Raw genomic sequence first — 11,723 nt, 5'->3', positions numbered from 1 at the left:
GCCATGAGCGAATACATCCTTGCGCTGGAAAACATCAGCAAACGTTTCGGCTCCGTCATCGCCCTGCAAAACGTCACCCTGCGTTTGAAACCGGGCGAAGTGCATTGCCTGCTGGGCGACAACGGCGCCGGCAAGTCGACCCTGATCAAGACCCTGGCCGGCGTGCACCGGCCCACCAGCGGTGAGTATTTGGTTGACGGCAAACCCGTCAGCTTCAATTCGCCGAAAGAGGCGCTCGACCTGGGCGTGGCCACCGTCTACCAGGACCTGGCGCTGGTGCCCTTGCTGTCGGTGGCGCGCAATTTCTTCATGGGGCGCGAGCCGATCAGGAAAATGTTCGGCGTGCTGCCCGTGATGGATATGGAATACGCCGCCACCACGGCGCGCGACAAGCTGGCCGAAATGGGCATCATGGTGCGCGACCCGAACCAGGCCGTGGGCACCATGTCGGGCGGCGAGCGGCAATGCCTGGCCATTGCCCGCGCCATCCACTTCGGCGCGCGCGTGCTGATCCTCGACGAGCCGACGGCGGCACTGGGCGTGAAACAGTCGTTCAATGTCCTGAAACTGATCTACAAAGCGCGCGAACGGGGCTTGTCCGTGATCTTTATTACCCACAATGTGCACCATGCCTACCCGGTGGGCGACTCGTTCACGCTCTTGAACCGCGGCAAGTCGCTGGGTACCTACACCAAGGAAACCGTTTCCAAGGACGAAGTGCTCGACATGATGGCGGGCGGTGCGGAAATGCAAACGCTGATGAGTGAACTCGACGGTGTCACGATTTAAGGATAGCCATGAATAATTCCACACAATTTGCCCAGGGCCGCGCGCTCGACGTCATTTGCCTGGGCCGCCTGGCGGTGGACCTGTACGCGCAGCAGATCGGCAGCACCCTGGAAGACGCGACCAGTTTCGCCAAGTACCTGGGCGGCTCGTCGGCGAATATCGCCTTCGGCACGGCCCGCTTGGGCTTGAAGTCCGCCATGTTGTCGAAGGTGGGTGACGACCATATGGGCCGTTTCCTCACCGACACCTTGTCGAAGGAAGGTTGCGACGTCAGCCATGTCGGCATCGACCGCGACCGCCTGACGGCCTTGGTGATGCTGGGCATCAAGGATAAAAACACCTTCCCCCTGATCTTCTACAGGGAAAATTGCGCCGACATGGCCATCGACGAGTCGTCGGTGGATGCGGCCTTCATTGCCTCAAGCAAGGCGCTTTTGATCACCGGCACGCATTTTTCCACGTCCGCCATGCACGCCGTCAGCACGCATGCGCTCAAGCTGGCGCGCGCCAATAAGGTGCGCACCGTGCTGGACATCGATTACCGGCCCGTGCTGTGGGGACTCTCCGGCAAGGCGGACGGCGAAACGCGTTTCGTTTCCAACGAAGGCGTCACCAGACATTTACAAGCGATCCTGCCGCAGTTCGACCTGATCGTCGGCACGGAAGAGGAATTCATGATCGCCGGCGGTGGCGCCGATATCATGGCCAGCTTGCGCGCGGTGCGGGCCGTCACCCTGGCCACCTTGGTCGTCAAGCGGGGCCCGCTGGGCAGCGCCGTCATCGACAATGTGGTGCCGCACAGCCTGGACGACGCGTATAACTACCGTGGCGTGCGCGTGGAAGTGCTGAATGTGCTGGGCGCGGGCGATGCGTTTCTGTCCGGCTTCCTGAAAGGCTGGTTGCGCGGCGAGGATTACGAGGCGTGCTGCCGCTATGCGAATGGCTGCGGCGCCCTGGTCGTGTCGCGCCACGGCTGCGCGCCGGCCATGCCGTCGCCCGTCGAGCTCGACTATTTCCTGGCCAATGCGACGAAGCTGACGCAGCCAGACCAGGACGCCACCTTGTCGCGCCTGCACCGCACGACGGTGGCGCGCAAGGAGTGGAGTGAGCTGTGCGTGTTCGCGTTTGACCATCGCACGCAATTCTTTGAGCTGGCGCAACAGACGGGCGCGCCCGAGTCTGCCATTGCGGCCCTGAAACAATTGATGGTGCAAGCCGTGGCACAGACGGAAACGGCCTTGCAGCTGGCTGGCAAGACGGGCGTGCTGATCGATGGCCGCTATGGCGTCGATGCGCTCAACGATGCGACCGGGCGGGGCTGGTGGATAGGCCGTCCCGTGGAATTGCCGGGCTCGAACCCGCTGCAATTCGACTGGGGCCGCTCCATCGGTTCGCACCTGCTCAGCTGGCCGAAGGAACACGTGATCAAATGCCTGGTGCAGCTGCACCCGGACGACGCCGTGGAAAACCGGCTGGAACAGGAAGCGCAAATCAAGGCCCTGTATGACGCGGCGCAAGTGAGCGGTCACGAACTGTTGCTGGAAGTCATACCGTCCGATGCCTTGCCGCAGGGCGACGATACGGTCTTGCGCGCCGTCAAGCGCCTGTACAACCTCGGTATTTACCCGGAATGGTGGAAGCTGGAAAGCATGTCGGCCCAGCAATGGCAAGCCATCGACGCCCTCGTGCATGAGCGCGATCCGTATTGCCGTGGCGTTGTCTTGCTGGGATTGAATGCGCCGATTACCGCCCTGGCCGCCAGTTTTGAACAAGCCAGTGCCAGCACCACCTGCCGCGGCTTCATGGTAGGGCGCACCATCTTCCAGGAACCGAGCCGCCGCTGGCTGGCAGGAGAGCTCGACGATGCGGCCCTGATCGCCGCCGTGCGCGCCAACTTCGAGCAACTCATTGTCCTGTGGCAGCGCACGCGCAACAGCCTGGAGCGTGCAGCATGAGCGCCACGATCAGATTGACCATGGCGCAGGCGCTGGTGCGCTATCTTGCCGCCTTGCGTACCGAGGATAGCCAGCCTCTGTTCGGCGGCGCCTTCGCCATCTTTGGTCACGGCAACGTGGCAGGCCTGGGCGAGGCGCTGTACCAGTACAAGGATGTGTTCCCCACCTACCGCGCCCACAACGAGCAGGCGATGGCGCATGCGGCCATTGCCTATGCGAAAGCGCACATGCGCCGGCGCATGATGGCCGTCACCAGTTCCATCGGTCCCGGCGCTACCAACTTGCTGACGGCCGCCGCCCTGGCGCACGTCAACCGCTTGCCGGTACTGCTCTTGCCCGGCGACGTGTTCGTCTCGCGCGCGCCGGACCCGGTGCTGCAGCAGCTGGAAGACCCAGCCGACGGCGGCGTCTCGGTGAACGACGCGTTCAAGCCGCTGTCGCGCTACTTCGACCGCATCGTGTATCCGGAGCAGTTGCTCACCGCCTTGCCACGGGCGATTGCCGCCTTGACGGACCCGGCTGCCTGCGGTCCCGTGACCTTGTCCTTGCCGCAAGACGTGCAAACCATGGCGTATGACTATCCGGCCGACTTTTTCGAGCCGAGAGTCGTGCGTTTCCGCGCCGTGCCGCCCGTCGAGCAGGAGCTGGAAGAAGCGGTGCTGCTATTGAAAAACGCAAAACAGCCGCTGATCGTGGCCGGGGGCGGCGTGCTGTATGGCAAGGCCGGCGCTGCCCTGCAGGCGTTTGCCGAGCGCCACGGCATTCCCGTTGCGGAAACCCAGGCAGGCAAGAGCGCCTTGCCATGGGACCATCCGTTGCAGCTGGGTGCCATCGGCGTGACGGGATCGCCAGCCGCGAATGCGCTGGCGGCGGAAGCGGACGTGGTGCTGGCTATCGGCACGCGCCTGCAGGATTTCACGACGGGATCGAATTCCTTGTTTGCGCAGGCGCAACTGGTCAGCCTGAACGTGAATGCATTTGACGCGCTGAAACGCCGCGGCCTGGGCGTGCAGGCGGACGCGACACTGGGCTTGCAGGGTCTGTCGCGGCTGCTGGGCAGCTGGAATAGCGCGGGCCACTGGATGGACCGGGCGCAACAGGCGGGCAATGCCTGGCGCGTGACGGTCAAAAGCATTACGGGGAAACGCGAGGTGGCCGGCTTGCCGTATGACGGCGAAGTCATCGGTGCCGTGCAGCGTTCCGCACCGGATTCTACTGTGCGCGACATCGTAGTCTGCGCGGCTGGGACCTTGCCGGCTGAGCTGCACAAACTGTGGAGAACATCGACGCCGGGCGGCTACCACATGGAATACGGCTACTCGTGCATGGGCTATGAAATCGCCGGCGGCCTCGGCGTCAAGATGGCGAAACCGGAAGCGGAAGTCATCGTCATGCTGGGCGATGGCAGTTATCTGATGATGAATTCTGAAATTGCCACTTCCGTCATGCTGGGTAAAAAACTCATCATCGTCGTGCTCGACAACCGGGGTTACGGCTGCATCAACCGATTGCAGCAGGCCTGCGGCAACGCCTCGTTCAACAATATGTTGCCCGATAGCGCACCCGTGGTCGACTTTGCCCTGCATGCGCAATCGCTGGGCGCGCTGTCCGAACACGTTGCTAACATTGGCGAACTCGAGCAAGCCATGCTGCGCGCCCGGGCCGCCTCGCGCACCTATCTGATCTGCATCAATACGGACGACACGCGCACGACCGCAGAGGGGGGGTGCTGGTGGGAAGTGGCCGTGCCCGAAGTCTCCACCCAGCCCGGCGTGCAAGCTGCGCGCGCCCGTTATGAACTTGACCGCCAAGGACAAATAAAATGAACGCACCAATCTGGAATGTGAAGATCGGCATCAACCCGATCTCGTGGATGAACGACGATTTGCCGAGCCTGGGCGGCGAGACGCCTTTGGCAACGGCCTTGAAAGAGGGCGCCGAGATCGGTTACGTGGGGTTTGAACTGGGCAACAAGTTTCCCAAGGATGCGCCGGCCCTGAACGCCGTGCTGGGAAAATACAATCTTGCCTGTGTCTCCGGCTGGTATTCGGGCCGGTTGGCCCATCGGTCGGTGGAAGAAGAAATCGCTTCTGTTGGCCCGCATTTACGTTTGCTTGCCGACAGCGGCGCCAGCGTCATGGTCTACGGCGAAGTGGCCGACGCCATCCAGGGCGAAGCGCGCCCCCTGTATAAACGCCCGCGTTTCCAGTCCGCACAGCAATGGCAGGCTTACGCTGACAAACTGACGGCCTTTGCCAGGCACTTGCTCGACAATGGCGTGCGTCTGGCCTACCACCATCACATGGGTGCCTACGTGGAAACCCCGGCTGACGTGGACCAGTTGATGGCCTTGACGGGGCCGGAAGTGGGCTTGCTGTTCGATACGGGTCATATCACCTTTGCCGGCGGCGACGCGCTGGCGGTTTTAAATAAGCATATCGATCGCATCTGCCACGTGCATTGCAAGGATGTGCGCCCCAACGTGGTGAAACTGGCCCGCAATGGCCACTGGAGTTTTTTGCAGGCCGTCATCAATGGCGCCTTCAGCGTGCCCGGCGACGGCAGCATCGACTTTCCGGCCATCCTGACGCGTTTGTATCTGCACGGCTACGAGGGCTGGCTGGTGGTAGAAGCGGAGCAAGACCCGGCCGTCGCGCCCAGTTATGAATACGCGAAGATGGGCTACGACTACCTGGCGCATCTCGTCGAGGCGATTCCCCGTTTGAAACGGGAGGCGGCATGAGCCCGCTGCTGGTCAAGGCCCGGCCTGGTTCGACCATCGTCGAGGTGACGCCCGAGTCTGCCGGCTGGACGCACGTGGGCTTTGCCGCGCATCGCCTGGCAGCTGGCGAGCATATCAGCCTGGAGACGGGCAGCCGCGAACTGTGCCTCGTCGTACTGACGGGCACGGTCACGGTGCAGGCCGGTGATGACGTGTGGCGTGACATCGGCAATCGCCAGAGTGTGTTTGACGATATCTCGCCCTTTGCCGTGTATGTGCCGTTGGAAACAGTGGTCAGCATCACGGCAGTGAGCAGCGCGGAAGTGGCCCTGTGCAGCGCGCCCGCCACCACCCACCGTCCGGCGCGCCTGATCGAGCCATCCTCCATGACGCGCTCCGTGCGCGGCAAGGGCGCCAATACCCGCTATGTGTGCGACATCCTGCCGCAGACGGAAGAGGCCGATGGCTTGCTGGTGGTCGAGGTGGTCACGCCGTCCGGCCATTCGTCCAGTTATCCGCCGCACAAGCACGATAGCGACAATGTTCCGCAGGAAAGTTCGCTCGAAGAAACGTATTACCACCGCCTCCATCCGGAGCAGGGCTTTGCGTACCAAAGAGTCTACACGGATGACCGTTCCATCGACGAAGCCATGGCCGTGGAAAACCACGACGTGGTGATGGTGCCCAGGGGCTACCACCCCGTCACCGTGCCGTATGGCTACGACGGCTATTACCTGAACGTGATGGCCGGCCCGCGACGCGTGTGGCACTTTAAAAATGACCCGGCCCATGAGTGGCTGATGCATTCCAAATAATCAAGGACAAGAGATGACTACCCCGATGATCGGCCACTTTATTGGTGGCAACCCGATGGCTTCGCGCTCCGAGCGCACGAGGGATGTGTTCAATCCCGCCACGGGCGCCGTCACGGCCAAGGTGGCGCTGGCCACGCAATCCGAGCTGAACGCGGCCGTGGCCGCCGCCCACGCGGCCTTTCCCGCCTGGTCGCAAACCTCGCCCCTGCGCCGGGCCCGCGTCATGTTCAAGTTCAAGGAATTGCTGGAAGAACATGCGGATCAATTGGCCGCCCTGATCACGGCCGAACACGGCAAGGTGTTTACGGACGCGAAAGGGGAGGTGACGCGCGGCATCGAAGTGGTGGAGTTTGCTTGCGGCATTCCGCAAATGATGAAGGGAGAATACTCGGAGCAAGTGGCCGGCGGCATCGATGCCTGGTCGATCCGCCAGGCGCTCGGCGTCTGCGTCGGCATCACGCCCTTCAACTTTCCCGTGATGGTGCCGATGTGGATGTTCCCGATGGCGATTGCCTGCGGCAATACGTTCGTATTAAAACCGTCGGAACGCGACCCGTCGGCAAGCCTGTTGCTGGCGCAGCTGTTGACGGACGCGGGCTTGCCGGACGGCGTCTTCAACGTGGTGCAGGGGGATAAGGAAGCCGTCGATGGCTTGCTGCATCACCCGGACGTGCGCGCCGTCAGCTTTGTGGGTTCCACGCCGATTGCCGAGTATATTTATGCCACCGGCTGCGCGCAGGGCAAGCGCGTGCAAGCCCTGGGCGGCGCGAAAAACCACATGGTCGTCATGCCGGACGCGGATATTCCGCAGACGGTGGACGCCCTGATGGGTGCCGCCTTCGGTTCGGCCGGCGAGCGCTGCATGGCCATTTCCGTGGTGGTGGCGGTGGGCAATGTCGCAGATCAATTGGTCGAGGCTTTGGTGCCGCGCATCGCCGCCTTGAAAATCACGCAGGGCATGGATTTAACAGCGGAAATGGGCCCCGTGGTGACGCAAGTGCACAAGGAAAAGATTGCCGGCTACATCGCCAAGGGTGTGGAAGAGGGCGCCAAGCTGGTGGCCGACGGGCGCGGATTCGTGCTGCCCGGCCATGAACAGGGTTTTTTCCTTGGCGGCAGCCTGTTCGACCATGTCACGCCGGAGATGACGATCTACAAGGAAGAAATCTTCGGCCCCGTGCTGTGCATCGTGCGCGTGCCTGATTTCACCACGGCGCTGGACCTGGTCAACGCGCATGAGTACGGTAACGGCACGGCGATTTACACGCGCGATGGCAACACGGCGCGCGAATACACGCACCGCGTGCAAGTCGGCATGGTCGGGGTGAATGTGCCGATTCCCGTGCCGATGGCTTTCCACAGCTTTGGCGGCTGGAAGCGCAGCCTGTTCGGCGACCACCATGCGCATGGCCCGGAATCCGTACGTTTCTACACGAAACAGAAAGCCGTGACGCAGCGTTGGCCGGCATCGACGGCTGCCGGCGCCGAGTTTGCCATGCCGACCCTGAAGTAAAGCACATTGTAAGCCCGCTGGTTCGCTTCTTGCTTACTGCAATGGTTGTGTTTAGCCATTGCAGATCGCTCCCATGACGTCCAGCCGTACCCAGCCTTTGCGCATCGTTGTCGTCAACACTATTGTCGAGCACGGCGTACACGAGAATGCGGCCTTGGCTGCCCAAGTGCAGCGCGGCAATGCATTGCGCATCGGCTTGCTGGAATCGGGCTTCGACATCGTCGCCTCCCTGCCAGCCGACCTCTACCTTCCCGAGCGCATTGCGCAGTTGCAGCCTGACCTCATCATCATCGATGCCGAATCGGACGCGCGCGACGTGCTTGAACACATCGTCATCGCCACGCGCGACGAGCGCCGCCCCATCGTCCTGTTTACGGAAGACGGCGCCACGGCCAGCATTGACGCGGCCATGGCGGCTGGCGTGTCCGCCTATATCGTGGCCGGCTTGCAGGCCGAGCGCATTCAGCCCGTGCTGAATGTGGCCCTGGCGCGCTTTCGCCAGGAAGAAAAATTGCGCGCCGAATTGCTCGACACGCGGCACAAGCTGTTTGAGCGCAAGGTGATCGAACGGGCCAAGGGCCTGTTGATGACGCATCAGGGCTTGACGGAAGAGCAGGCTTACCAGCGCTTGCGCAGCATGGCGATGAATAAAAAGCTGAAACTGGCAGAAATTGCCCAGCGCATCCTCGACGTGGAGGACTTACTGGGATGAATCGTCCATTTCCTGACACATGCTGGTGCAGTGCACCATTCCAGTGCACTTTCTGGCGCCCTGAACAGGATATGCACAGGCACGTTCCTTGCTGCAGGATGGGCATGGCCTTGCTCATATCGGCGTGGCAAAACAGTATTTATCAGCAAGGAATGGTATGACAGAGCAAGCGGGCAGGCAGGCAGAACGCAGCGCCCAGGTGATGCGCTCACTGCAGCCGGAAAAACCGACGATACGCATCGGCTACCTGCCGCTGACCGATTGCGCCTCGCTGGTGATGGCGTCGAAGCTGGGCCTGGATGAAAAATACGGTATCAAGATCGAACTGAGCCGGGAAATGTCGTGGGCCGGCGTGCGCGACAAATTGAATAACGGCGAACTCGATGCGGCCCACGTGTTGTACGGTCTCGTGTATGGCGTGCAGATGGGCATAGGCGGGCAGCAGCACGACATGGCCGTATTGATGAACCTGAACCATAGCGGCCAGGCCATCACCCTGTCGGCGGCGCTGGCGCGCGAGGGGGCCCGCGATGGCCCGACCTTGGCGCGGCATATGCGCGACGCGGTGCGGCCTTTTGCGTTTGCGCATACTTTCCCGACCGGCAACCACGCGATGCTGCTGCACTACTGGTTGGCCGCGCATGGCATCGATCCGCTGCGCGATGCGCGCGTGATGACGGTGCCGCCGTCGCAGATGGTGGCGGCCTTGCGCGCGGGCCAGATGGATGGCTTTTGCGTGGGCGAGCCGTGGGGCTACAAGGCCATCGTCGATGGCGTGGGCGTGACGGCTGCCAGCAGCGGCGCTATCTGGCCCGACCATCCGGGCAAGGTGTTGGGCACCAGCGCCGCGTTTGCGCAGCAGCATCCGAACAGTTGCCGCGCCCTGATCGCCGCCGTGCTCGAGGCGGGCCGCTGGATCGACGCCAGCGATGCCAACCGGCTGGCCATGGCGGCCACCCTGGCCGAGCCCGCTTACTTGCATACGCCGCAGGAAACGCTGGCGCCGCGCATTCTCGGCCATTACCAGGATGGCCTGGGCAAGACCTGGGACGAGGCACACGGTTTGAGGTTCTACCACGGCGGCACCGTGAATTTCCCCTACCTGTCCGACGGCATGTGGTTCATGACCCAGCACCGGCGCTGGGGCTTGCTGCGCGACGAACCCGATTACCTGGCGGTGGCAAGGCAAGTCAACCGCATCGATCTGTACCGCCAGGCGGCGGAAATGACGGCGACGCCCTTGCCAGCGTCCGCGATGCGCAGCTCGACCCTGTGCGACGGCGTCGTGTGGGACGGCAGTGCGCCGGAAGCGTACGCGGCATCGTTTGCCATCGGCCACTTTTTTTAATGGGAGAGTGCATCATGGCGCAATTTGGTAGCGTGACCCTGGTCGGCGCCGGTCCCGGCGACCCGGACCTGCTGACGATCAAGGCGGTAAAGGCCATCGCGCGGGCCGACGTGGTGCTGATCGACGACCTCGTCAACCCGGCCATCCTCGTGCATGCGGCGCCCGGCGTGCGCGTGGTCGAGGTGGGCAAGCGGGGCGGCTGCGCGTCCACGCCGCAAGCCTTCATCGAGCGCCTGATGCTGGCCGAAGCCCGTGCCGGCCTGCACGTGGTGCGCCTAAAAGGGGGCGACCCCTACCTGTTCGGGCGCGGCGGCGAAGAGCGCGCCTATCTGCGCAACCACGGCGTGGCCGTCGAGGTGATCCCGGGCATCAGCAGCGGCCTGGCGGCGCCGGCAGGCATCGGCGTGCCGCTGACGCACCGCGGCTGGAGCCAGGGCGCCATTTTCGTCACGGGCCACGGCAAGGATAGCGCGTCCGAGCCGAACTGGGCGGCATTGGCGCAAAGCAAGCTCACCCTCGTCATTTACATGGGCGTGGCCCGGGTGGCGGCCATCCAGGCGGGCTTGCTGGCCGGCGGCATGGCGCCCGGCACGCCCGTGGCCGTGGTGCAGTCGGCCAGCCTGCCGGCGCAGCGCCAGTTGCTGAGCACCTTGCACGCCTTGCCCGGTGACTTGCAGGCCAGCGGCCTGGGCAGTCCCAGCATCATCGTCGTGGGCGAGGTGGTGCGCTGCGCCGATGCCTGGGATGACCATGGCGCCGCTACCTTGCTGGCCGTCTCGGTCTGACCCTAGCGGATCGGCAGGGCCACGGGACGGATGGGCGCCGCGTCGCCGCCGCGAAATTTCAGCGAGGCGCCGATGAAGGCAAACTGGTAGACCTTGTCGCGCGATAGCGCTTCCAGGTCGACCAGTTCCAGGATGGGCGTGCCCTGCTGCGCCAGCAGATAGGTGTGCACTGGCAGGTAGTTGCCTGCCACTTCGGACGGGAAAGCCTCGAAACTGAGGTTGTCCGCGCCCACCACCATGGCGCCGCCATCTTCCACGAGGAATTTTGCCGCGTCCAGCGACAGGCCGGGCGGGTTCGCCATATAGGCTTGCGCCTGCTCATAGTGCTGCATGCGGCCCGTGCGTATCAGTACCACGTCGCCTTTTTCCAGCGTGATGTGCTGCTTGGCCAGCGCGGCGCGCAAGTCTTGCCGCGTGACGCGGTAATTGTCGGGTAGTTGCGACATGCCCTTGGCCACGGCCACGTCGATCAGTACGCCGCGCGCGACGATGGGCGGCAGCTTTTCCGCGCCCGTCACGGTCCAGCCCCGGTCGCCCAGGTATTGCTCTTCCGTAAAACCATTCCAGGTCTTGCCGTTCAAGCCGAAGTGATTGAGGGCGTCGATATGCGTGCCCATGTGCGCATACATGGACACGGCCGAGCCCGTGTAACTGACGTGGCGGTTCATCGTGTCGCCCACCTGCATCGCGTCGGCCACCACGTTGCCCTTCGGCGTGTGCGTCATCCACATCTGGTAGGGCGGATCGCCTGCCGCCTGCCAGCTGGGCATGCCGACATAGAAATCGACGGCCAGGTCATAGCTCTTGCCGCCGTCGATGCGCGCCAGGATGGCGGCGCGCGAGGCCGGCGTCATCAGGTTCAGGCGGCCGATCTCGTCTTTCGGGCCCCAGGGGCTGATGCCCACTTCGGGCAGGGCGGCCGCCGGGGTGGCCTGCACTGCGCCTGCCAGCAGGGCCAGCAGCAGGGTGCTCAGGGTGGCGGATGGTGTGAACATGGGGACTCCTTGCGTGACATGAATGAAGAAGCCGCCATCATATTGTTTTCTATTTAAATGATAATCAGCGATAAAATAATAAGATATTT

General features: G+C 63.2%; 10 protein-coding genes. 9 read left to right on the top strand and 1 reads right to left on the bottom strand.

Annotated elements, in window-relative coordinates:
- Nucleotides 1-3: 3 nt before the first annotated feature.
- From ACQ4WS_RS01740 to cobA, 9 genes are all read left to right on the top strand, one after another.
- Complete coding sequence (locus ACQ4WS_RS01740) at nt 4-789, top strand: ATP-binding cassette domain-containing protein (RefSeq protein ID WP_436473089.1); 786 nt, start codon at nt 4-6, stop codon at nt 787-789.
- An 8-nt stretch (nt 790-797) separates the two neighbouring features.
- The gene (locus ACQ4WS_RS01735; protein ID WP_436473087.1) at nt 798-2,744 is read left to right on the top strand and encodes a bifunctional 5-dehydro-2-deoxygluconokinase/5-dehydro-2-deoxyphosphogluconate aldolase; all 1,947 of its coding nucleotides are present in this window, start codon (nt 798-800) and stop codon (nt 2,742-2,744) included.
- The gene (gene iolD, locus ACQ4WS_RS01730) at nt 2,741-4,570 is read left to right on the top strand and encodes a 3D-(3,5/4)-trihydroxycyclohexane-1,2-dione acylhydrolase (decyclizing) (RefSeq protein ID WP_436473085.1); all 1,830 of its coding nucleotides are present in this window, start codon (nt 2,741-2,743) and stop codon (nt 4,568-4,570) included. Before ACQ4WS_RS01735 ends, iolD begins: the two co-directional genes overlap by 4 nt.
- Nucleotides 4,567-5,487, top strand: coding sequence for a myo-inosose-2 dehydratase (gene iolE, locus ACQ4WS_RS01725; protein ID WP_436473083.1), 921 nt, complete (start codon nt 4,567-4,569; stop codon nt 5,485-5,487). The genes iolD and iolE overlap by 4 nt, the downstream gene beginning before the upstream one ends.
- On the top strand, nt 5,484-6,281 hold the full coding sequence (gene iolB, locus ACQ4WS_RS01720) for a 5-deoxy-glucuronate isomerase (protein ID WP_436473082.1): 798 nt from the start codon (nt 5,484-5,486) through the stop codon (nt 6,279-6,281). The genes iolE and iolB overlap by 4 nt, the downstream gene beginning before the upstream one ends.
- Before the next feature lie 13 nt (nt 6,282-6,294).
- Nucleotides 6,295-7,794 (top strand): CoA-acylating methylmalonate-semialdehyde dehydrogenase, encoded by a 1,500-nt coding sequence (locus ACQ4WS_RS01715; RefSeq protein ID WP_436473080.1) that lies wholly within the window; start codon nt 6,295-6,297, stop codon nt 7,792-7,794.
- 73 nt (nt 7,795-7,867) lie between these two features.
- On the top strand, nt 7,868-8,506 hold the full coding sequence (locus tag ACQ4WS_RS01710; protein WP_436473078.1) for an ANTAR domain-containing response regulator: 639 nt from the start codon (nt 7,868-7,870) through the stop codon (nt 8,504-8,506).
- Between the two features lie 157 nt (nt 8,507-8,663).
- Nucleotides 8,664-9,854, top strand: a complete 1,191-nt coding sequence (locus ACQ4WS_RS01705; RefSeq protein ID WP_436473076.1) for a CmpA/NrtA family ABC transporter substrate-binding protein — start codon at nt 8,664-8,666, stop codon at nt 9,852-9,854.
- A gap of 14 nt (nt 9,855-9,868) precedes the next feature.
- Nucleotides 9,869-10,639: a uroporphyrinogen-III C-methyltransferase gene (cobA, locus tag ACQ4WS_RS01700; RefSeq protein WP_436473074.1), complete on the top strand. Its 771-nt coding sequence runs from the start codon at nt 9,869-9,871 to the stop codon at nt 10,637-10,639.
- Between the two features lie 2 nt (nt 10,640-10,641).
- Here cobA and ACQ4WS_RS01695 read toward each other — a convergent pair whose 3' ends face one another.
- On the bottom strand, nt 10,642-11,634 hold the full coding sequence (locus ACQ4WS_RS01695; RefSeq protein WP_436473072.1) for a cyclase family protein: 993 nt from the start codon (nt 11,632-11,634) through the stop codon (nt 10,642-10,644).
- Nucleotides 11,635-11,723: the final 89 nt, after the last annotated feature.

Origin of the sequence: Janthinobacterium leeuwenhoeki (assembly GCF_051380795.1) — a bacterium.
GTDB lineage: Bacteria > Pseudomonadota > Gammaproteobacteria > Burkholderiales > Burkholderiaceae_D > Janthinobacterium.
This window is presented reverse-complemented; position numbering and strand designations above follow the sequence as displayed.